18 protein-coding genes and 1 pseudogene are annotated in these 22,961 nt (G+C 47.0%); 11 read left to right on the top strand and 8 right to left on the bottom strand.

What is annotated here, in order from left to right:
- The first annotated feature begins 29 nt into the window (after positions 1-29).
- From Q1B47_RS04210 to Q1B47_RS04200, 3 genes are all read left to right on the top strand, one after another.
- Positions 30-323: a hypothetical protein gene (locus Q1B47_RS04210; RefSeq protein ID WP_299789112.1), complete on the top strand. Its 294-nt coding sequence runs from the start codon at positions 30-32 to the stop codon at positions 321-323.
- Between the two features lie 32 nt (positions 324-355).
- On the top strand, positions 356-721 hold the full coding sequence (locus tag Q1B47_RS04205) for an STAS/SEC14 domain-containing protein (RefSeq protein ID WP_299789108.1): 366 nt from the start codon (positions 356-358) through the stop codon (positions 719-721).
- A gap of 328 nt (positions 722-1,049) precedes the next feature.
- A complete protein-coding gene (locus Q1B47_RS04200; protein ID WP_299789105.1) occupies positions 1,050-1,919 on the top strand; it encodes a RimK/LysX family protein in 870 nt (289 codons plus the stop codon).
- 71 nt (positions 1,920-1,990) lie between these two features.
- Here the strand turns inward: Q1B47_RS04200 and Q1B47_RS04195 are convergent, their stop codons facing one another.
- Together Q1B47_RS04195 and Q1B47_RS04190 are read right to left on the bottom strand one after the other, a co-directional pair.
- Positions 1,991-4,615: a PAS domain-containing protein gene (locus Q1B47_RS04195; protein ID WP_299789102.1), complete on the bottom strand. Its 2,625-nt coding sequence runs from the start codon at positions 4,613-4,615 to the stop codon at positions 1,991-1,993.
- A gap of 153 nt (positions 4,616-4,768) precedes the next feature.
- Positions 4,769-6,274, bottom strand: coding sequence for a methyl-accepting chemotaxis protein (locus tag Q1B47_RS04190; protein WP_299789099.1), 1,506 nt, complete (start codon positions 6,272-6,274; stop codon positions 4,769-4,771).
- A 403-nt stretch (positions 6,275-6,677) separates the two neighbouring features.
- Here Q1B47_RS04190 and pheS point away from each other — a divergent pair, with 403 nt between their 5' ends.
- The 4 genes from pheS to lpxM all read left to right on the top strand — a co-directional run bounded on the left by pheS (position 6,678) and on the right by lpxM (position 11,687).
- Complete coding sequence (gene pheS, locus Q1B47_RS04185) at positions 6,678-7,661, top strand: phenylalanine--tRNA ligase subunit alpha (protein WP_299789096.1); 984 nt, start codon at positions 6,678-6,680, stop codon at positions 7,659-7,661.
- A gap of 15 nt (positions 7,662-7,676) precedes the next feature.
- Positions 7,677-10,064 carry a phenylalanine--tRNA ligase subunit beta gene (pheT, locus tag Q1B47_RS04180; protein ID WP_299789093.1) on the top strand — a complete coding sequence of 796 codons (2,388 nt, stop codon included), beginning with the start codon at positions 7,677-7,679 and terminating at the stop codon, positions 10,062-10,064.
- 5 nt (positions 10,065-10,069) lie between these two features.
- The gene (ihfA, locus tag Q1B47_RS04175) at positions 10,070-10,366 is read left to right on the top strand and encodes an integration host factor subunit alpha (RefSeq protein WP_299789090.1); all 297 of its coding nucleotides are present in this window, start codon (positions 10,070-10,072) and stop codon (positions 10,364-10,366) included.
- A 385-nt stretch (positions 10,367-10,751) separates the two neighbouring features.
- Complete coding sequence (gene lpxM / locus Q1B47_RS04170; protein ID WP_299789087.1) at positions 10,752-11,687, top strand: lauroyl-Kdo(2)-lipid IV(A) myristoyltransferase; 936 nt, start codon at positions 10,752-10,754, stop codon at positions 11,685-11,687.
- A gap of 141 nt (positions 11,688-11,828) precedes the next feature.
- On the opposite strand, the gene Q1B47_RS04165 is transcribed toward lpxM, so the two are convergent.
- The gene (locus tag Q1B47_RS04165; RefSeq protein WP_299789084.1) at positions 11,829-12,200 is read right to left on the bottom strand and encodes a hypothetical protein; all 372 of its coding nucleotides are present in this window, start codon (positions 12,198-12,200) and stop codon (positions 11,829-11,831) included.
- A 10-nt stretch (positions 12,201-12,210) separates the two neighbouring features.
- On the bottom strand, positions 12,211-12,534 hold the full coding sequence (locus tag Q1B47_RS04160) for a monooxygenase (protein WP_299789081.1): 324 nt from the start codon (positions 12,532-12,534) through the stop codon (positions 12,211-12,213).
- 154 nt (positions 12,535-12,688) lie between these two features.
- Between Q1B47_RS04160 and Q1B47_RS04155 the strand changes: the two genes are divergently transcribed.
- Together Q1B47_RS04155 and Q1B47_RS04150 are read left to right on the top strand one after the other, a co-directional pair.
- Complete coding sequence (locus Q1B47_RS04155; protein ID WP_299789078.1) at positions 12,689-13,603, top strand: LysR family transcriptional regulator; 915 nt, start codon at positions 12,689-12,691, stop codon at positions 13,601-13,603.
- A gap of 163 nt (positions 13,604-13,766) precedes the next feature.
- Entirely contained in the window at positions 13,767-14,735 is a 969-nt protein-coding gene (locus tag Q1B47_RS04150) for a hypothetical protein (protein ID WP_299789075.1), read from the top strand.
- Between the two features lie 69 nt (positions 14,736-14,804).
- Here the strand turns inward: Q1B47_RS04150 and Q1B47_RS04145 are convergent, their stop codons facing one another.
- Together Q1B47_RS04145 and nhaA are read right to left on the bottom strand one after the other, a co-directional pair.
- A complete protein-coding gene (locus Q1B47_RS04145) occupies positions 14,805-15,221 on the bottom strand; it encodes a winged helix-turn-helix domain-containing protein (protein ID WP_299789072.1) in 417 nt (138 codons plus the stop codon).
- Between the two features lie 317 nt (positions 15,222-15,538).
- On the bottom strand, positions 15,539-16,873 hold the full coding sequence (nhaA, locus tag Q1B47_RS04140; RefSeq protein ID WP_299789069.1) for a Na+/H+ antiporter NhaA: 1,335 nt from the start codon (positions 16,871-16,873) through the stop codon (positions 15,539-15,541).
- A gap of 148 nt (positions 16,874-17,021) precedes the next feature.
- On the opposite strand from nhaA, the pseudogene Q1B47_RS04135 reads away from it, so the two are divergent.
- Positions 17,022-17,823: pseudogene (locus Q1B47_RS04135) on the top strand (transposase); the annotation flags it as partial.
- Between the two features lie 114 nt (positions 17,824-17,937).
- On the opposite strand, the gene Q1B47_RS04130 reads toward Q1B47_RS04135, so the two are convergent.
- On the bottom strand, positions 17,938-18,285 hold the full coding sequence (locus tag Q1B47_RS04130; RefSeq protein ID WP_299789066.1) for a DOPA 4,5-dioxygenase family protein: 348 nt from the start codon (positions 18,283-18,285) through the stop codon (positions 17,938-17,940).
- 4 nt (positions 18,286-18,289) lie between these two features.
- The gene (locus Q1B47_RS04125; protein ID WP_299789063.1) at positions 18,290-18,490 is read right to left on the bottom strand and encodes a hypothetical protein; all 201 of its coding nucleotides are present in this window, start codon (positions 18,488-18,490) and stop codon (positions 18,290-18,292) included.
- 333 nt (positions 18,491-18,823) lie between these two features.
- Between Q1B47_RS04125 and Q1B47_RS04120 the strand changes: the two genes are divergently transcribed.
- Entirely contained in the window at positions 18,824-22,960 is a 4,137-nt protein-coding gene (locus Q1B47_RS04120) for a response regulator (RefSeq protein ID WP_299789060.1), read from the top strand.
- Position 22,961: the final 1 nt, after the last annotated feature.

The following is a 22,961-nucleotide window of genomic DNA, read 5'->3' as shown; positions in this document are numbered from 1 at the left end:
GGAGTTAGATTCACATTAGGGAGATTTAGTTGAATATCTGGCGTAACTCTTTCGATCAACAGCACTTTGCTGTTTATTTTGCCTTACTGATATTTTGGGCTCTGGTGCACCTCTTCAGTCAGTATGCCTTCGGTTTGGGCTGGGGCTTCTTCCCATTTGTGATCACCTTACCCTTTATCCCGTTTGTTCTTGTTTGGTTGGGGGTACAGTTTTCAAGACACTTTAGGTATTACAGAGAGGGTGTACGCAGAAGTATCCATGTTTGCCACTGCTTCTGTACGGCCACCTTGTTTAGTTTATTTGTATTTCATTTTGTGTATTAATTTCCTCGGTCAGCGGATGCAAGGAGTGCGAGATGCTTGAATTACTAAGTGGTTTTGATCATGATACCGTCGCGATCAGGGCATCGGGAGTGGTCACTGCCGATGATTATGATCAGCATCTGTTGCCTGTTATCGAAGAGAAGCTAAAAGATCATGCTTCAATTAAGCTCTGGTATGAGTTTGATGAGCGTTTCGAGGGGATATCTGTTGGCACACTTTGGGATGATGCAAAACTCGGCCTGTTTCACCTCACCGATTTTTATCGGGTCGCCTTCATTACCGACAGTCGGATGGTTTCGGGGATGGCGCATGCCTTAGCCTATATGATCCCCTGTCCGGTTCGGGTGTTCGAGCGCAGCGATTTGGGCCTCGCCGTGCAGTGGCTCAAAGAGTCATAGACCAACTAAACGGTGCGAGCCTGCGACAGTTGGCGTCTCGACTCTCAGTCATGGATGGGCAGTCAGCGACTCATGCTAAATTTTTCTGGCAGATGCAGTTGGTCGCAAAGTGACGGCCTGTCGCCGACATTTCTTAAGCTCAGCTATTGAGCTCAGGTTTACCGGATTGACGTCTGTCTTACCATGTCCGGTAATGTGTTTAAATTTGTACCTTTTGGTATAAGTGTTATTTCTATAAATATCAGTTCATTCAGCTGAAGTTCAAGTCTGTGAATGCGAGAGTGATACTATATTTAGTAGAATTGCTAATAAGGATTAGGAAGAAAGAATGCTGAAAAAAATTGGCTTTTGTCTGTTACTCGCTTCTACGACCTGTTGGGCCGGCGATAAAGCCATCATAGGTTCTACGGAGCAGATGTCCGTCGGGCAGGCCGGCTTGAGTTATGAGGCCAGAATCGACACCGGGGCAGTGAATACCTCTCTTCATGCTTTCGATCTGGAGGTCGAAGGCGGCAGTGAAAAGAAGATGAAAGATAATATCGGTAAAAATCTATCATTCACTACCGAAAATGAAGAGGGTGAGCAGAAGCGCCTGACCGCGAAGATCGTTAAAACATCAACCGTAAGCAACTCACAGGGCAGAGAGACGCGCTATATGGTGGATCTCGATGTCGGCTTTCAGGGCAAGGAGAGAAAGGTCAGGGTCAACCTCAGAGACAGAAGTCACATGGATTACAAGTTACTCATCGGCCGTAACTGGTTAAAGGGCAGGTATGTCGTCGATGTTTCTGAGAAAAAAGTTATCGGGCCGGTGGCGCCAATCAGCATATTGGAGTCGGGGCTGATCTTTGATACCCGAATCGATACCGGCGCCGTCGAGAACTCACTCCATGCCGTAGATCTGGTGGTTGAAAATGGCGAAGAAGATATGGAGAAAAATATCGGTAAACGCCTGAGCTTTACCACAGAAAATGAGAAGGGAGAGTCTCATCGCGTCACCGCCATGATCGTTGAAACCTCTTTGATCCGTAACGCTCAAGGTAGTGAGGTACGCTATATGGTCGAGCTGACAGTGGGTCAGCCCGGGCAGGAGTACAAGGTTAAGGTTAACCTGAAAGACCGCTCTAAGATGAGCTATAAATTTCTCATCGGTCGAAACTGGTTACAGGGCCATTACATGGTCGATGTCTCGCTCTGATAGCAAGCGATATCAAAACCTCTGTTTGAAAGGTGCTCCGGCACCTTTTTTACTGCCCGAAATGCAGGCTGTTATCCATTACCCGCTCTTTCATGTGGAAATCTGCAGCTCACCCGGGTGAACTCATTGAACTCAGAGTCAATCTTCAACGTGCCGCTGAGTTCAGATGCCAGCCACGCATTCAGGCTCGATAGGGTGCCTGCGTAGGCATTCGACGCTAACTGTTCCTTAAGTAGCTTAAGTCTGTCCTGTGGGATCCCCCGGCCATTGTCTTCGACGGTGATGAGCAGATCTTCATCTGCCAACTCAGCCCTGATCGATATCCTGTTCGGCTTTCCCGATCCGGTGAAAGCGTGAGACAGGCAGTTATTGAGCAGGGAGTAAAATATCAGCAACAGGTCCCATGAAGAGCCGTTAACCGTTAATTTACTGTCACAATCTATCGAGGCCTCAACATGCTGTTCGCTGAGCTGCGCATCCAGAACGACCAGCAGATGAGAAAGGTAGTGCGACAGGTTGATAGACTTGATTGCCATATCTTTACTCACGATAAGGTGCTCGAAATGCCTCAACTTATCGGTGTGTTCAGTTAAGCGATCGATTATCTCATCGATATTGCTCTGTTCGCTGCCGGCTTTATAGTTACAGATCAGCGACAGCATTGAATTCTGTTCCCGGGTATGTTGTTTTATTAAGGTGGCAAACAGCTGCGGGAATAGTTCGTGATTCTTCACCTCAACTTGCTGCAGATTGTTGAGTTTCAAAATGGTAAATTCCAGTCGATTTATTAGTTGTTGCTGCTGATGACTCTCCTGTTCGGTAACCGATAGACGATGGGCCAACTTAGCCAACTCAAGATTAAGTGACACATTTTTTTCCTGTAACTCCTGGCTGATCAACTTCTGTGAGCTGATCTCGAATGCCATGCTACCTATGGAAGTGATGTTGCCGTCATCATCTTTAATAGGGAATTTTGTGACTTGATAGATGATCTCTCCCTGAACAGAAGGGATGGGCTGTTCAAAGCTCAAGGGGCTCTGCGTGTCTAATACGGCCCTGTCGTGTTTCAAAATCAGCTCGGCAATATGAGAGGGGAAAATCTGGCTGTCTCTGGTTCCGATGACATTACACCTCTCAACACCGATAATCTCACAGAACCTGTCGTTTATCAGAATGTAGGAGCCGTCGATATCCTTGATGCTGATGAGATTCTGGGATGAGTTCAATAGTGAGTTGAGTTGCGCCTTTCTCAATTTAAGTTCTGTTTGAGCTAACCTCTGAACGGTCAGCTGCTCCTCTAAGGCCAGGTTACTCGCATCCAGACTGGCGAACGCCACCTCCAGCTGTTGGTTTCTTGAGATAAAGGCGCGGGCTAACTGCCCCAGTTCATCTTTGCTTATTGCCGCCTCTAACTCCAGCTTGGCTACCTGATTGCCCTGGAGCGCATTCACCATCCTGGAGATAGGTCTGATAAAGAGCTTATGTTGCAAAATAAACAGTAAAATCAGCGCGGCTAACTGCATGAGCAGCAGGTACAGGCCCATCCTGGCGGCGATGATATTTGCCTTGTCGTTAAGGGAGGAGAGCGGGGTGACCAGCACAATTTTCCAGAAGGTCTTAGGCATAAGAAAGACAGAGACCAGGGTGGGTTCACCCAGGATAGGGTCGTGACCTAATTCAAATGAGGCAACTAAGGTGGTCGATTTCGGTTTTCCTTTAGCGTTGAGGTTTATCAGCGCCGTGAGCTTCTCTCTTTGTGAGACATGGGTGGTGCTCATCAGATCCGCGAGCTGAGATCGATTATAGGCCGGATTCTCTTGTGATGTTGCGATCAATGAACTGTCAAGCTCAATTAACTTTTTGTTTATCGGTTCATATATCGGGTTTTCAGCCGTGAAATTTGCGAAGGGTTTAAATAGTGCCCGGTCATCGAAAACTGTGTCTTGCCCCTCCTCTATGGGGGAAACCAATACCTTGTTACTATGATCCAGGGCGAACATGTAGCCCTGATTCTCATTCATCGCCTGATGAAAGAAGTGGCCTAAACCCGATAGAGTGACATCGACCGTAGATGCACCGGTAAACTGATACTCCGCCCACATAGGCACAGATGCGGTGATCATCGCCTCATCGGTATAGGGATCTACATAGGTTTCTGACCAGTAGGTAGTGCCACTGGGGTAGAAACGGGTCGGCTTGTACCAGTTCTCAGAATGATAACCGGGACCATTGAGTCTGTTGTAGTCATCGATCCGCTCGAGTTCCAGAGCGCTGTTTCTCGCCCAGAACAGGCTATGGTGGGTTTTAGCCGCATCGAAGCTGCCGGGTTCGGGCCAGATCCCACCACCGGCGATAAGATCGAACTTGCCATTCTTGTCCAGTAGTGCCGGAATCGATTGCTCCAACACCTCACTGTTATGGCGGTATATCTCGCCGAGGGAAGCCATAGAGACAGCCAGGCTCTCAATGCCTGAGGTGGTTTGTTGAAGTCTGGCGACGATGGCCAGACCTTGATTCTGGCTCAAGGTCACCTGAGCCTGGAGCTGGTGGCTTTTCTCTATGGTGAAGAGGAGCCAAACACTGGAGATGATGATCAGTGATGCGATAATAAATTGAATAATTGAAAATTTGACCGGTAAACTGTCACTCCAATGGGGAGATTGAATGCTAGGTTTACTGATCCTGGTGTTACCCATATCTCTCCTCAATCTTAATTGGCACCCAACGAATTTTAATTTTCACCTGACAACTTAATATTAGCTTATTCAGTACGTTATTGAATTAAAAACGCGAACAGTTCGGTTACAAGCTAAACTGAACTGTTCGCCACAGATGAGTATATGAATAGGTCAGAGCTTGAGGCCGACCAACAGAGTGTCTAACTGCTCTGCAGTGGCATGCAGCTCATCACAGCCTGAAACCGACTCATTGGCCGACTGCTCTACGTTATGGGATTGGTTGCGGATCTCCATCAGGTTAGACGCTATCTCGTTGGCCACCGACGACTGCTCCTCTGCCGATGTCGCGATCAGCACGCTCATCTCCATCACCTTCGAGCTGTGATGTGCAATCGCTTTGAGATCTTCACCCGTATCCAATACATGTTTCTTACCATCTTCGGCCTTATCTACGGTGCGCTTCATCACCTGAGTCAGGTTCTGAGCCCCGGACTGAAGTGCCTCGATCATAGATTTTATCTCGACAGTCGCAGATTGAGTTCTACCGGCCAGGGTTCTGACCTCGTCGGCAACCACGGCAAAGCCGCGTCCCTGTTCACCGGCTCTTGCAGCCTCGATGGCGGCATTGAGCGCGAGCAGGTTGGTCTGCTCCGAAATGGCGTTGATCGTGGTGACGACCTCATCAATTTTGGCCGCGTTTTCATTCAGTTCGTGTACTGCTGTAGAGGCGTTGGCTATCTCATTGGATAAACCGCCAATTGCGACTACTGTGGTTTCAATATCTTTGGAACCGGCATCCACCTGAGTGTTTGCCTCTTGAGTCTCTGTCGACGATTGCTCGGCGTTTCTGGCGACCTCGATCACGGCTGCGGTCATCTCCTCCATGGCGGTGGCGAGCGAGTCAAGATGCTGGCGTTGATTTGCCGCAAGGGACTGGCCCTCCTGGGCATTTTGTCTGAAGGACTGAACGACCTGACGGATCTGTGTGCTGGCCTGAGTGAGCTGCTTGACCAGGGTATGTTGCCGTTCGACCAGGGTGTCGATACTGATAGCCAGAAGACTAAACTCATCCTTAACTTCGAAAAAGTTGAGTCGACCTGTGAGGTCGCCATCGGCGGCCCGCTTCAGTGCCATAACACTGGTGTAGAGTGCGCCACCGACGAATGTCGATATGTAGTAACCGGTCACCATGATGATAACTATCATGGCGGCTACTGACAGTGCCATAGACCACCAAAGGCCGCTGTCGTCCGAGGATTTCAGCGCCGACAAGTTAGATGTCGTTACTAAACGGTGATTGCTTATCTTACTGACCGCGAGCATGCCCGATGAGGATTCGAGGTTTCCGCCGCCTCTTTGGGCCAGACGCTCGCTCTTACTATCGACACTGCTGGCAAGTTTTGTATCTGTTATGCGGTTTACTGCCTGCAGGTATTCGGCCCGCTTCGATTCGGCGATGAAGTCGTACCCGATATCGACAATGGCGTTAATGTCTTGAGCCTGTCTGAGGTTAGCGTTTTGATGAGTCTGGTTAAGCTCGGATTGAAACTGACTATTCAGCAGTAAAGCAAGACCTATCAAAGTGATGATAGGGACTATAGCTAAGATTGAAAATTTAGTTTTCAAGGTCATGTGGATCAGATACTGATCAATCCAGCGGAATTTAACTTCTTTCATAAGGCTCTCTCTGTAGTGATCTTAATTTTATTAATTTATCGATGGCGCAACCATGGATAGCGTGTTGATGTACTGATGCTAAGTTTTGCCTAGCGTTTGCGCATTGACTCTTGTTTTTATGTTTAATTATAAGATACACGGTAGATGTTACCCTGCTCGATTGGTGATCGCGAGCAAAACTGTAACCTTCTGCTAATTTATTGTTAACAACCGGGCGTTCAAAAAATGTTCCCTAAAGCCTAAAGAGCTCACTTAAATAGGGATTTAACAGATAAAACAGTTAATTTACACTAGTCAAAAGGGCAGATGTCACGTAAAATTCGTGTCTTTTTCTATTTTCATAAAGAAAAATAGCTAGTACTACAAAGTAACGGCCATTGGGTCGCACGCACTGGAAGAGAAGATGTCACAGTTAACAGAGATCGTAGAACAGGCCTTAGCTGCCATTGAAGGGACAGATGATTTAAAAGCCCTTGATGAGCTTCGTGTCGATTACCTTGGAAAGAAAGGTAAAATTACCGACATGATGAAGATGATGGGGAAGCTAAGTCCGGCCGAAAAACCGGCATTTGGCCAAGCTGTTAATCAGGCGAAACAAGCAGTACAAAAGCAGCTGTCTGAACGAATAGACAATCTGAAGGCAAAAGAGCTTGAAGCACAACTTGTAGCGGAAAGCATCGATGTCTCATTACCGGGTCGACGCATCGACAACGGTGGTCTGCATCCTGTGACTCGTACCATCGAAAGAATAGAAACTTTCTTCGGTGAGCTTGGCTTTAGTGTCAAGGAAGGTCCGGAGATCGAAGATGATTTCCACAACTTCGATGCCTTGAATATCTCTGAGCATCACCCAGCTCGTGCCGATCACGATACCTTCTACTTTAATCCTAAGGTGATGTTGCGTACTCAGACTTCAGGTGTGCAGATTCGCACCATGGAAAATGAGAAGCCGCCTCTGCGTATCATCTCTCCCGGTCGTGTTTACCGAAACGATTACGATCAGACTCATACTCCCATGTTCCATCAGGTTGAGGGGCTACTGGTTGCTGAGAATGTTAACTTTGCGGAGCTTAAAGGCATACTGCATGACTTCTTACGTAACTTCTTCGAAGAAGATCTAGAGGTTCGTTTCCGTCCTTCATACTTCCCGTTTACTGAGCCTTCTGCCGAAGTCGATGTGATGGGTAAAAACGGTAAATGGCTCGAAGTTCTGGGCTGCGGTATGGTGCACCCGAATGTACTGCGCAGTGTTGGTATCGATCCTGATAAGTACTCTGGTTTTGCTTTTGGTATGGGGGTTGAGCGTCTGTCGATGTTGCGTTATGGCGTTAACGACCTACGTTCTTTCTTTGAAAATGACCTACGTTTCCTCAAGCAATTTAAATAACGGAGCAGTATTAGCATGAAATTTAGTGAATCTTGGCTTCGTGAGTGGGTAAACCCAAGCATTAGTCGTGAAGAGTTATCCCATCAAATCACCATGGCTGGTTTGGAAGTGGATGGTATTGAAGCTGTTGCCGGTGAGTTCACCGGTGTTGTCGTTGGTGAAGTTGTCGAGTGTGGCCAACATCCCGATGCAGATAAACTACGTGTTACTAAGATCAATGTCGGTGAAGATGAGTTGATTGACATCGTTTGTGGCGCACCAAACTGTCGTTTGGGCCTTAAAGTTGCGGTGGCTATGGTCGGCGCAGTCTTGCCAGGCGATTTTAAGATTAAAAAAGCCAAACTACGCGGTGAGCCGTCGTTTGGTATGCTCTGCTCATATGGCGAGCTGGGCATCGACGTCGAAAGCGACGGCATCCTGGAGTTACCGCAAGATGCGCCAATCGGTACAGACCTGCGTGAATACCTAAGCCTGAATGACGCCGTTATCGATGTGGACCTGACTGCTAACCGTGCAGATTGCTTAGGTATGGCCGGTTTAGCTCGTGAAGTGGGTGTACTTAACCGTCAGTCTGTGACAGAGCCAACCTGGGAAGCGGTTACTGGGACTATCGATGACAAGGTAAACATCGAACTACAGGAGCCGGCATCTTGTGCGCGCTATTTAGGCCGTGTGGTTAAGAATGTTAACGTTAAAGCCGAATCACCACTTTGGATGCAGGAGAAGTTGCGCCGCAGTGGTATCCGTTCAATCGACCCAATTGTCGATATTACCAACTACGTACTGATTGAGTTTGGTCAGCCAATGCACGCATTTGACCTGGCTAAATTAGCTGGCGATATACAGGTGCGCATGGGATCTGGCTCTGAGAAGCTTACACTGCTTGATGGTAACGAGATCACCGTTCCAGCAGACACTCTAGTCATTAGCGACCAAGAGCAGCCTCTGGCGCTTGCTGGTGTGTTTGGTGGCGAGTACTCAGGTGTGACTACCGATACTCAGGATATTATGCTTGAGTGTGCTTTCTTCGCTCCTCTGGCGATCTTAGGTAAGGCTCGTCGTTTAGGCTTGCACACAGACTCTTCACACCGCTTCGAGCGTGGTGTGGACCCAGAGTTGCAGCACAAGGTGATGGACCGTGCCACACGTCTGGTTCTTGATATCTGTGGCGGTGAAGCCGGTCCTGTTGTCGAAGCTAAGTCCGATGAGCATCTGCCTAAGTCTGTTGAGATCTTATTACGCCGCAGTAAGCTGGATCGCACCCTGGGTCACCATATCTCAGATGCGGAAGTAACTGAGATCCTGGAGCGTCTGGGCTTTGCAGTAGTGGTTAAAGACGATAGCTGGGAAGTCACAACGGCTACCTATCGTTTCGATATGGCTATCGAGGAAGATCTGATTGAGGAAGTAGCTCGTATCTATGGCTACAACAATATCCCTAATACAGCGCCTGTCGCCTCATTGAGCATGCCTGATCACAAAGAGTCTGACATCAATATCAGACGTGTTCGCAGCATGCTGGTTTCACGCGGATTCCAGGAGGCGGTAACCTATAGCTTCGTGGATCCTAAGCTACAGAATCTGGTGCATCCGGGTGAAGAGGCGATGATATTGCCGAATCCTATCTCTGTCGAGATGTCAGCGATGCGACTATCTATGTTTACCGGGCTGTTAGGTGCCGTAGGTTACAACCAGAGCCGTCAACAGAACCGTGTTCGTCTATTCGAAACCGGCCTACGTTTCGTTCCGGATACCAGCGCTGAGTCCAATGTTCGTCAGCAGCCGATGTTGGGTGCCGTGATCTCCGGTAACCAAAACGATGAGCACTGGTCGATGGAGTCTAAAACGGTCGATTTCTTCGATCTTAAGGGCGATCTTGAAGCCATCATCGGCTTGACAGCTGCCGATCTGGAATTTACTTTTAGAAGTGCGACACATCCTGCTCTGCATCCGGGGCAATGTGCTGAAATATTAAGGAATGATCGAGTAATCGGTATCATTGGTGCAGTACATCCAAGCTTAGAGAAGCCTTTTGGTCTCAATGGTAAAACAATTGTTTTTGAGCTTGAATTGGACGCTTTATTACATGCTAGCTTGCCGCAAGCCCAGAGTGTATCTAAGTTTCCAGCGAACCGTCGTGACATAGCCATCGTGGTTGATGACAATGTTTCTGCCGGAGATGTTGTAAAAATGATAAGAAAAGTTGGCCAAAATCAGTTGGTTGGCTTAAACTTATTCGATGTATACCAAGGTAAAGGTGTTGAGCCCGGTAAAAAGAGCCTGGCCATCGCACTTACATTACAAGACAACACTCGTACACTTGAAGAAAAAGAGATCGCTGAGATGGTAGATTCAGTGGTTTCTGCACTCAAGTCCGAGTTCAACGCACTGTTGAGGGATTAAAGAATATGGCACTTACCAAAGCCGAAATGGCAGAGCATCTTTTTGAAACGCTAGGTATTAATAAGCGTGTAGCTAAGGAGATGGTAGAGGAGTTTTTCGAAGAAATTCGTCAAGCACTCGAAAGTGGTGAGCAGGTCAAGTTATCTGGTTTTGGCAACTTTGACCTTAGAGATAAGAATCAAAGACCGGGAAGGAACCCGAAAACAGGCGAAGATATCCCTATCTCAGCTCGCCGAGTCGTGACTTTCAGACCTGGACAAAAGCTTAAAAGCCGAGTCGAAGAGGCAAACGCGAAAAAATAATCGCGTTGAATAGTTACAGTCAAGGCCACTCCAGTAGTGGCTTTTTCTGTATATTTTTGTTGGTGATTTTTATATCAACCCCATTAGCCTCACGATTTTACCTGTGAAATCAATTAACTTTCATTTGATTAAGCAGTTCATTGGAAGTAACAGTTTCGCTGCCCGTTCAAACTTTTTGGAATAGGGCGCACCGGGTAACGAGAAAATAAAGAGGGCTGCCACTCTCTGTTGGCAGCGTATCGGTCTACGCAAACTTTTCAATGACTCCATCTCAGTATTGCCTTGATGTAACGGTACTGGCGTTACAAAACCAAGCCCCCTGATTAGAGTCTGTAAGTGTGCTCCGGCCAAACCTAGCAGATTGGTATTAGTTGAGGTCCGTTTTTTGTCAAGAAAGCCTAAGTATTTTGATCGTACGTTTAAAGCCGAGCTACTTCACCCCAAATACTGGTTAACCTGGATTGGGATCCTGATATTGGTTATCTTCGGCTTAATGCCGGCCAGGCTTCGTGACCCCCTGGCGCGTCTGCTCGCCAAATTGGTGATGAGGATAGCGAAGAAGCCTATTTCGGTTGCCAGAGTCAATGTTACGGCCTGTTTTCCGGATAAAACGGCTTCGGAGATCGAAGCACTACTCAAAGAGAACGTCGAAAACTTTGTTATGATCCTGCTGGCCCAATCAGAGCTGCTGGTACGCTCTGATGCAAACCTGCGCCGCAGGGTTAAGTTGATGGGCTTTGAGCACGTTGAGCAGGCTCGAGCGGAAGGACAACCTGTGATTTTTATCATGCCCCATGTCTGGGGCATCGAATATGCGGGGTTGAGGCTGAATCTGGACCTGCCTATGGTCACTATGGCCAAGGCCCATCGAAATGGCTTGTTTAACTGGTTTAGCAACCGTATGCGCAGCAGTCAGGGGGGAAACGTCTATATGCGTGAGGCGGGCATCAGAGCGCTCCTGTCTGAGCTTAAAAACGATAATAGTTTCTTCTATCTCCCCGATGAAGATTTAGGGCCGGATAAAAGTGTATTTGCGCCATTTCTTGGTACGGTTAAGGCGACACTGCCTGTCGTCGGACGTCTGGCTCAGGCCGGAAATGCTCAGGTGATGCCGGTTAAAATCGGCTATAACCAGGTGAGCCGGCAATATGAGCTGACCGTCATGCCTGCCATCGCCCCCGATGAGATGAAGGGTAAAGAGAATGAAGCACTTGCCCTGAACAGGGCTGTGGAGCAGGTGATCTTAGCCTATCCTGAGCAGTATATGTGGTTTCTGAAGGTGCTCAGGACCCGCCCTGAGGGCGAAGCGCCGCTGTATTGATTAGATAGTCACTATGGCCGCTGTGGCTAGCGCTTTAAGGAAAACAGTTAAAGTGAAAAGGTGAAGTTAAGCATAAGCTTAAACCTCACCTTTTTTATTGCTCTTCTATGGCTATTCTCCGGCCAGAAACCGCTATAGATATTACTGCTTTCTCATCTGCATAAAACTCATTACCGACAACAGGGTGAAGAATGCCGGGTCACTCCAGCCAAAGCCGACGAAGATGCCTGTCAGGCCGGCGTACAGAGTGATGATAACGCCCAGGCCATTTGATATTGTCAGGGCCAAAAACAGATTCTTAGCCAGCTTACCGGTCTCAATCTCACGCAATAACAGGCTGATTGCGGCTATCCCTCCCAGAAATATCGATGTGTGCTGTGAGAGGAAATGAGCGTAACGGTCGTTGATCTCCACGCCGTACATGGGCCACATCACGGTTGGAGCAAAAAATAGTGCCAATGTGAATACCGCATAGATGGTGCCATGAGCCGTTAAAAATGTCTTGTTGTTCATCATGTACTCCTTACTTCGTAGCTTCGTCCACCAGGTGGGGGCCATGATTAATTTTAGACAGAGTCTGGTTTATATCGAAAATCACTCCTCTGACGTTTGATATCCCCATCTCATTTAAGCGAGCCGTGTGCATCTCAAGATAGGCCTGTGCACTGGCCTCGTCCTCAAACAGGTACACGCCTCCGCCGAGCTGTTGCGATTCATTTTCGGTCCAGATTTTCCAGATCATTCCGGGCTCAGCATTGATTGACTCGGCTAACCCCTTAAGCATGGTCGCCATCTCTTCACCAAAAGGACCTTTAAAACCAAAATCGACCTGTAGTAACTTTTGCATCTCGTATCTCCAAAATAAATTTAACTGAATTGATTCACGTGAGAGCGGGTTTCAAAAAATGTTCTGCCGCTCTCTGGTATGGGGAAGATAATACCTGTATAAAATGAACATAAAAGTTCATAAAACTGCGCTTAAATGTAGAGAAAACTGACCAATGAGATTGAAAACCACCCTGGAACAGTGGCTAACCCTGTATGAGATCGACCGCGCCGGCAGTATTCAGGCGGCTGCAACCTCGCTCAACAAGAGCCACACCACGCTTATCTATGCGGTTAAAAAACTCGAGGCGCAGCTGGGCGTGTCACTGGTACAGATAAAGGGGCGCAGAGCGGTGCTGAGCGACGATGGTAAGGCGTTGCTGCGCCGGGCCGGCTCCATGTTAGAGCAGGCGAGGGAGCTGGAGGAGATAAGCACACAGCTCGCGAAAGGGATCGAATCGGAGATAACCATCGCCATCGACCATCTCTGCGATCGCAGCTGGCTATATCAACCTGTAGCACAGTTTCTGGAACAAAATAGCAGTACCTCCATACAGGTGGTAGAGACTTCACTGTCAAAAACAACGCAGATGGTGACCGAGGAGCTGGCCGATATCTCCATCGTTACTCTGCCTGTCACCAATTTCCCCTGTGAGGCCTTCGGAGTTGTGACCATGCTGCCCGTGGTGGCAAGGCAACATCCGCTTGCAGAAAAACAACCTCTGTGTTCTGCAGACTTCACCACCAGTTGCCAGATAGTCGTCAGAGATCTTGGCGGCACTGTGATGCCAGGTGTAAAGCAGGAGGCAAAGCAGGATGTGGGCTGGCTCAAGTCCCGTCAGCGCATCACGGTGGATAACTTCGACCACGCCTGGCAGGCCGTAGAGCAGGGCGCAGGTTTCTGTCGTCTGCCGCAGCATCTGCTGAACAGTCGCAGTAAAGAGATGGAAAATATCGTGGTTTTAAATGTCGATAATGCTCAAAGCTATCAGGTACCCATGCATCTGACCCTGCCGAAAGGCGCTAAAACCGGCCCCGCCGCAATGTCGCTGTATCGGTTATTGATTGAGAGTAAAAAGCTTAGGTTGTGAGATGTAATCAACCAAAACTAATGTAGTCATAGGTGTAGGCTTGTGTAGGTGGTTAGGACTAGCGCAATTTCTTAGGCTTATCGCAAGGCTCTGTTAAGGAATACTTGTTTTGTACTATGATATCTTTCGTGTTTTACTCGTGTTTGATAGATAAGGATTGTCTGTGTCGGAAATAGTAAAGGCTGATAAAAGAAAACAATTGCTGGCTTATATTCTATTCGCGTTGCTGGTTACTCTAGGGATCTTGGTGCAAACAGATTATTTTTCAGCGCTGTTAACTGTCGATACAGAAGGTTTAAGTCAAAATGAAGCTATAGAATCCAGGCTGAGAGCGTTAATTTATGCTCAGATTATTAATGTAGCAGTGTTACTAGGCTTTATGTTTTTTGCCTATAAATGTGTTCGCCTTGGAATATCCATCATAACAGAACAAAGGTATCCCCCTGCTAATCATAAAGTTGCATTCGACACTAAAGTGACTAGAGGCTGTAAAGCTAAAGTTCTGGCATATTTTATGTTTTTTGCTGCATTTTCTCTACTGCTTACCCCAATGCTTCGCGCTAATACCTTATATACAATTTACTCTATGTTAGATGAAAGTTATGAATCGAGCAGAGCAATAAATGATAAATGGAACCTTTATCAACAAGAATACATTCAGCAGCACCCTGATACGTCTCAAACAGCATATTTTATCTATAAACAAGGTGACTCGAATAAAGCGATAAGCGTGATAAATACACTCATTGAACAAGGCGATGATGAAGCCCTTTATGCAAAATATAAGTTAAATCTGCAAAGTGAGCTTTTCAAGTTACCCCGGGATGAATCAATCCGCGAGCTGGATAAGTTATGTGAAGCCTATATTCAACCATGTTTGTTTTTAGCTGATTATTATATAGATTTAAGAGATTTTGATAGTGCCTTTAGCAGCCTTATACGGGTTCAGCATATTGAACACTTTGAGATCTATTCTAAGTTTATGTGGCTGTACAGTGTTAACTCGTGGCACAGAAAAGATAAAGTTAAGGCTGCGGTTTATGCCGAATTGCTATCTGAGACACCAATGCCTGATTGTGATGACAAAACAATGTTTTCATTAACTAAGTATGAGTCAAATAAATCTGATTAACACATTTCAGCTCATATAATCCCCGTTCTTAACGACAGTTTGCCGTCTCTAATCAGGCAAGAGAGTGTCTTATTCAGATTTATAGCCCGCGCCATATACTGAGTGAATGACGCTCTCCTTGGTGCCGATAGAGGCCAGCTTCTTGCGTACCCTCTTGATATGGCTGTCTATGGTTCTGTCACTGACGAAGTGGTGGTCATCGTAGATGATATGCATCAGCCGATCTCTTGAAAATATTAGCCCGGGCTGACTAAACAGCGCATGAAACAGATAAAATTTGACCTTGGTCCGCTCGCAATGAATACCGGACTTAGAGACCTTAACCCCCTGTTCATCGAGTCGAATATCATCCGGCTGAGTATCGCCTGTACTTGAAGATGTCTGACTCACGGCTCGGGGCATCACGGCCTTGACCCGGTGACGACTTCCCGAGGGCTTGTAACCCTCCCCCGAAATTAACCCCAAACGAATATGTTGTAACCCCATAACATAGGCATTATAAGAGTTAAAACTTTGAGAATTTATTACATCAACAACACTCCCTCTATAGCTCTGAGAGTTTCAAGTTGTAAACTTGCTAAAATTTTTTGCTTTTGGTTCTGGTCTTATTAGCGCTCTGATTTATCGGTTTATGACTTTACTAACCATGGCTTTCTAACGATGTAAGCAGCGGCCGTAATAAGCCGCCAGGCATTTGGAGCTACAGCCACACACTGTGTGGCGTTGCAGCGCCAGTGGCAAAATGAACTGCACTCGTTATCATCGCTCCATGCTGGTATGTACAGTTTTCATTTGTGACTTGTTCAAGGAGTTTTTACACGTGCAGGCAACCACATCAAAATTGCAAGTCCCGCCACAGCAGAGAAAACGGATGCGAGGAAGATTCCCAGCTTGGCGCTGTCAATCAGACTCTTGTCGAAAGCTATGTTCGCAATGAACAGCGCCATGGTGAAGCCGATTCCGGCGAGTAAGCTGCCGCCAAGCAGTAACCTCCAGCTGAGTTCTGGTGGGCGAATCGCAATGTGCAAACGTATAGCCAGCCAACAGAACAATAGAATACCAATAGGCTTACCTAGCACAAAACCCAAGAAAATCGCCACGGTGAGCAAGCTTCCCAATTCGCTTAACGTGAGTGGCAAACCAGCGTTGGCAAATGCGAACAGGGGCATGATGACAAAACCCACCCATGGATGTAGCGCAATCTCCAGACGCTCCACTGGAGATAGCGTTTCACGAGCGGCAATTTCTGCCATTTGTAACGTGTGTCGGTCCTTCGTGTCCCCGCTGCCTTCGCTGCTGGCTGGATGCGCAATAACCTGACCCAATATCGCGTATAACCGCTCATCGCTGACCCATCGACGCGCTGGGGTCATCAGGCCGAGCATCACGCCTGTGATGGTAGCATGGATCCCGGACGCATCCACTGCAAGCCAGATAACCAAGCCCACAAGAAAGTAGAGCAGAAAACCTCGAAAGCCGAGCATTGCCATGACGCGTATAATCGCAAAGCCAAGTACAGCCACCACCAACGGCCACCAGGCAATATTGCTACTGTAGCCGATTGCGACGACAAGTATGGCACCGATATCGTCAACAATCGCTAAAGACAGCATAAACACCCTTAAGCTTTGAGGAATGCGCGAGCCAAGCAGGGCCAGGCAACCGATAACAAACGCCGTGTCAGTTGCCATGACAGTGCCCCAACCATGCTGGCCGGGCAGTCCTGATTGCAATGCTAAATAGATCGCAGCGGGAACGACCATGCCGCCCAGGGCTGCGACTATGGATAGCGCGGCTATGCGAGGCTTGCGCAACTCTCCGAGAACCAATGCCCGCTTAAGTTCCAATGAGACAAGAAAGAAAAACAGTGTCATCAGGCCATCGTTGATCCATTCCCGCAGCGAACGGGTAAACCCGAGTGAACCAACCTGAAGACCTACCTGTGTCTCCCATACGTGCTCGAATGAGTAAGCCCAGGGTGAGTTGGATAGAACGAGCGCGGCAACAGTAAACAATAGAAGAATAGCCCCACCCGCTGTCTCAATACGCAAGAAGCGCACAAAGGGGGTCGCCAGCCGATCAACAAATGCCTTCGGTAATCGGGCGACTCCTGGATTTGTTTGCTGGCCTGTGATCATAAAAGTCGTTCCGATTGTCAAGCGCTAGACATAAAGACTCCCCACTAACTGCTAGCCTTCAAGTTCGTGGGTTATTCCTAAATAGTTAAATTTTTCACCAGAGCCATACTGTATTTGTGACCATATCATATTGCAAATGGAGGCTAGCATTAGAAAACATAGCATAATTTTCATTGATTTAGACATCCACCAAGAATTTGTTGAAGTTGCCTATGTCGAAGACGGCCGAGAACATAGTCCTGTACACCTTGGACGGATTCCCAGTAACAAGGCTCAGCTACGTAAACTTGCTCGAAAATTCGAGTGTGAATATCCTCAAGCAACACTATATTTTGCTAATTAATCAGTGTCTTGTGGCTACTGGGTAGATCGTTTTTTATTAGCCTGGGCCACTGTCGCTATGACATCGCAACATCACTCATCCCGAGTAAACTTGGCGAGCGGGTAAAAACGGATAAGCGAGATGTACTAAAATGGCTCAGCTCACAAAGAATCGAGATATTAGCCCTATTTATGGTTCAGAACCTGAAGATGAGGCTGTAAGAGATTTATCTCGGGCACGCGAAACAGCAATGAAAAACCTCAAAAATGGCAAGCACCAGCTTAAATCGATGCTCCTAAGCAAAAATATTAACGACAAGATAAATGATAACTGATCGAAGCAACACGTACGCTGGCAAACGATTAGTGCTACCTCATCCGTGTCAACAAATCGTTTTACAAGAGGCCATTCAAACTATTATCGAGCGTATAAAGCGCCAACAACGACTCGATATTGGGCTTGAATATCAGGTTAAGCTCTGGCGCTATGATCTTGTGGTAAAAGTAGAGCTTGGTGATTATTAGTTTAAGGCGCAGATACTTATCGATATGCCGCCAACATTTCAACAGAACTATAAAAGCGGAAAGAGTCACTCAGTAAGGAAGTTGTCGAAATCACCTGGCAGGCATAGCTTAGATTATGTCGCCTTGCTTAACAGGTTCATCCCTGCTCATGTGATACCCCGCCTTGTATATAAATCATTTAAGCATGGTTGATAGAAACTCAGCATCCGGACATGGCTTCACTGTGCGCCGAATATCGATAGTTTCAGCGTCAGCGGCTGACCCAGCCAACCGGCATACTCACTATGGTCCCTTAAATCATCGCCGGTCACCGGATGTATTAATACAGATAACCCATTGCGGTGCTTGTCTATCCAGGGCAGAAAAGTATCAAACTGCTCACCGTTAAATGAGATCTGGAAGCTCCACTTAGGATGGGGGCCGACAAGTCTGGTATTTAACTTACCCACGTGAAAGCCAAGCTGATTATAGACCCTATCTCTGAGCTCAGTAGCCTGAACTAAAGTGCTTTCATCAAAATAGAGATGAGCGTGGTAATCCGAGAATTTATTGGCTGGGTATGCCATAAGATTAACCTCTGGTTTTTATCGTTGTGGCTCGATTCTTCACTCTCTCCTGATGAAAGAGTGAGGCTAGTAACAGGTTGGAAAAAAGAAGAACGATGCAGATAAGCTTTCCGGCTGTGATACCACCACTGTCGATGAGTAAATTAAGCAGGGGGGCCGTTAACATTGCTGCAACCAGATAATTTAGGTAGATTTTGGGCTTCATTAATTAATCCATTAACTAGTTTATTTCAGTGCTATCAAAAAAATATCATTATTGTCTTCCATAGAACAACCAGACTTCAACATTCAAGCCCACCATTAAAGATGATTCATTGAAAAGTTAGTCACCTTAGTTTGATCTGCTTTTGCGGCACCAAGATTAAACTGGAGTGAAGCGAGCGTTAGTGCCGGTTCCCGTCACAATTTGTACTCAATTGGTTATTTTGATTAAAAAAAGCTGTTGAAGATCAAAGTTATCTTGTTAAACAGTTGAGTAAGTTTGTTAGTTGCTAGAAAGTAACATTAATAAAAACTGATGCTCTACTCAGGTGTATTAATGCTCAAATTCGCAGACATTCGTCTACGTCCTAAAATGCTTGGCTTATTACTGACTTTTGGTATTTTGCCAATGATTGCTGTTGCTATCTATGGCAGCCGATTAAGTTCAGAGTCGCTGATCGATAAGTCATACCAAAGTCTCAGCTCAATTCAATCATTGAGAATTCATTCTATCGATGATTTCTTCCATGAACGTATAGCAGGGTTAACCACCCTGGCTCAGGCCGCAAGAGTCAATGAGTTTATCGTTCAGGTGAGCAATAACCGTGAGCTATCTTCCGCTGATATTGCAAACCGTTACGATACTTTTTTTAAACCATTTTTAGATGACTATGGTTACGATGACCTGGTGATTCTTGAGCCTAAATCGGGACGCTTGCTTTACTCCTTAACCAATAAAGAGCGAGTGGGAATAGAGCTCTCAGAATATCGCGGTGATCCGGCACTAAAGCAGGCGTGGTTAAAAACGGTTAATACCCGTGAACCAGTTTTTTCTGATTTTGACGCAAGTAATGAGCGTAAGCAGGAGCAAAGTGCCTACCTCTCCAGCCCGGTATGGAACCAAAAAGGTGAGATGACCGCTGTCATTTCAGTGCAGGTTTCACCCGGCTTAATCAATAATATTGTTAATTCCCGGGTGGGTATGGGAGAGACGGGTGAGTCCTACATCATCGGCCTCGACAGCAAAAGCAGCCAGATTGAGTTACGTAGTGATATTGCCACCATGGGCGATGGCAGTTATGTCGTCGGTTATCGCTTCGAAAGAGATCTGGATTATTGGGTTGATGCCATTGAAGCCGGCACCCGGGGAGGTAAAAATACCTATATCGATAGTTCAGGTAATTCAGTTTTGGTGATTTACAATATGCTGAATGTACCGGGCTACAAATGGTATCTGATCTCTAAAATCAATGAAGCGGAGGTGACCCTTCCGATCATCTCTCTCTATCAAGCCGTTGTGTTCACAACGATTCTACTGATCTTTGTCGTGGTATTTGTGGCGATAAAGTTTTCCCGTTCGGTTACAGAGCCGCTGATAGAGGCGATGCAATTTGCCCGGGATATTTCCGCCGGAACCCTGAGTTCAAAGCTGACATTACAGCGCAAAGATGAGCTGGGGGATCTTGGAGTCGCGTTAAATAGTATGGCGGTTCAATTACGTGAGCTTGACTGGATCAAGTCAGGTAAAGAGGGCTTAGATGATAAGTTGCGTGGGGATATTGAGTTATCAGAACTCTCCAGTCTATTTATAAATTTCTTCACCAAGCATATGGGGAGTCAACTCGGGGCGCTATATCTGTTCGAAGAGAAAAAATTGCACCTCAGAGCCAGTTATTGCTTCACCGACAGACAAGGAAATTTCAATCAGCTTGAACTGGGTGAAGGGATGGTAGGTCAAGCGGCATTGGAGCAGGAGACCATTATATTCTCCGATGTTTCTGATGATGCGCCGACATTAAATTATGGCGTCGGTGAGACAAGCCTGAAGAGTTATATGTCGATCCCTTTAACTGTTGACGGGCACTTAATCGGCGTCGTGTTACTTGGCTCAACGACAAAGTTCACCTCACTCCAAAAGCAATTTGTCAAAGATGTGATTAACAGTGCGGCGATTCTATTTGAAGCGGGCAATGCGCGTTTGGTCATTCGCACGCTATTGGCCCAAGCACAAGAGCAACAAGAGAATCTGAGTAAAGCCAATGATGATCTAAAAGATCAGGCTCAGGCTTTGAGAGAGTCAGAGCAAGCGTTGCAGCACCAACAGGAAGAGTTACGGGTCACCAACGAGGAGCTGGAGGAGCAAACCAAAGTTCTTAAAGAGTCTGAAGCTGAGCTGCAAGCGCAGCAAGAGGAACTTCGGGTGACAAACGAGGAGCTCGAGGAGCGAACCAAGGCGCTCGAAGAGCAGCAGGTTGAGATGCAGGAAAAAAATGATCAACTGCATTTAGCTCAAACTATCGTTGAAGAGAAAGCGAAAGAGTTGGCCACAGCCAGTAAGTATAAATCTGAGTTTCTGGCAAATATGTCCCATGAACTCAGGACTCCGCTCAATAGCATTCTTATTTTGTCTCAGTTGCTTGCCAGCAATAACACGGGCAACCTGAATGATAAACAGGTTGAGTCTGCCAATGCCATTAACTCATCGGGATCTGATCTGCTATCGCTGATTAATGAGGTCTTAGATCTGTCCAAGGTTGAAGCGGGTAAGGTAGAACTGTTAATCGAAGATGTCTCCTTTACCGAGATAGAGCAAGATATCAGTCGTCTGTATAAAGATATCGCCGTTGAAAAAGGGCTGGAGTTTGATATCACTCTTGCTGACGATGTCCCCGATGTAATCGAAACCGACTCGCAACGATTACAGCAGGTCTTACGAAACCTGCTGACAAATGCATTTAAGTTTACCGATGAAGGCGCTGTCTCCCTCAACATCGCCCAGCCAAACGACGACGTTGCGGCGCGCTTGCAACAGCCAAAGGAGTCTTTGGTCGCTTTCACCGTAAAAGATGACGGAATCGGAATAAAGAAAGAGCAGCAGTTAGGTATCTTCCAGGCGTTCCAGCAGGCTGATGGCAGCACGAGTCGCAAATACGGCGGTACCGGGTTGGGCTTGTCGATATCGAAAGAGCTTACTCACCTTCTGGGTGGAACGATTTTGCTTAAAAGTGAAGAGGGAGAAGGTTGCACATTTACTGTTGTGCTGCCTCTGGCGTATCAGGAGAAGGACGTTGAACCTGTCAGCAAGCCCATGGCCATTCCGCTTATGGGGGAGGTGGAGCAAGGTGCTACAGCCCTTCACAAAGAGGAAGGTCAGGCTGGTATCGTCGGTGAGCTCCCCATCTATCAACGTGCCGTGAATAGCGAAGAGACATTGGTATCGCAATCTGTGCAGAGCCCAGATGTGAAGCTGAATGTGAAAGAGGAGAGCTATGTCGATGATGATAGGTTATCGATTACCGCTGACGATCAATCTTTATTAATCATCGAAGATGATCGCGCCTTTGCCGGCGTAATGCGGGACTTTGGTCGTGAACGCGGCTTTAAATGTATCGTCGCTGAAACCGGTGAAACGGGATTGCACTTTGCTGATTACTACAAACCGAGTGCCATTATTTTAGATATTGGTCTGCCGGGCATCGATGGATGGACGGTGATGGAAAGGTTAAAAGAGAACTCAGAGTTACGTCATATCCCCGTGCACTTTATGTCTGCCAGCGATGATAACCTCGATGCTATGAGAATGGGGGCAATTGGGTATTTAACCAAGCCTGTCGATCTGAACAAGCTGAATAAGACCTTTGGGGATATAGAGGCGATAATCTCTAAGTCCGTTAAAAAGTTGCTTATTGTCGAAGATGATGAGATCCAAAGAGAGAGTATTCGTCAGCTGTTAGGTGAAGGGGATATCCACATTGTCGGCGTGGCGACCGGCAGACAGGCACTGCAAGAGCTTGAGACTAACAGATATGACTGCATGATTTTAGACTTAGGCCTCGAAGATCTATCCGGCTTTGAACTGCTTGATCAAATACGGCGCAGTGACTCAGCCGCCAGAGTTCCGATCATCGTTTATACCGGTAGAGAGTTGAGTGTGGACGAAGAGAAAGAGCTCAGCCGCTATGCCGAAAGCATCATTATCAAAGGGGTTAAATCGCCGGAGCGTCTGTTAGATGAATCAGCACTGTTTCTACATCGGGTTGAGTCTCGTCTGCCTGCACAGCAGCGGGGGATGTTGAAGGCGGTGCATGATAAAGAGACGGCGTTAACCGGTAAGAAAGTGTTGCTGGTCGATGATGATATGCGCAACGTTTTTGCCCTGTCGAGTATTTTGGAAGACAAGGGGATCGAGATTGTTGTCGGCCGGGATGGGCTGGAAAGCATAGAGAAGTTAGATCAAAACCCGGATGTAGCCTTGATATTAATGGATATCATGATGCCCAAGATGGATGGTTACGATGCGATGAAAGCTATCCGTAAGAAGCAGAAATATAAGAAATTGCCGATTATCGCACTGACTGCCAAGGCGATGAAAGGGGACCGTAGCAAATGTATAGAAGCTGGTGCCAGTGATTATTTAGCAAAACCGGTCGACACCGACAAGTTACTGTCTATGTTACGAGTGTGGTTGTATTGAT

The organism is uncultured Shewanella sp. (assembly GCF_947501225.1).
Lineage (GTDB): Bacteria > Pseudomonadota > Gammaproteobacteria > Enterobacterales > Shewanellaceae > Shewanella.
Note: the sequence above shows the minus strand (reverse complement) of the source record. Positions and strands in the feature narration are given on the sequence as shown.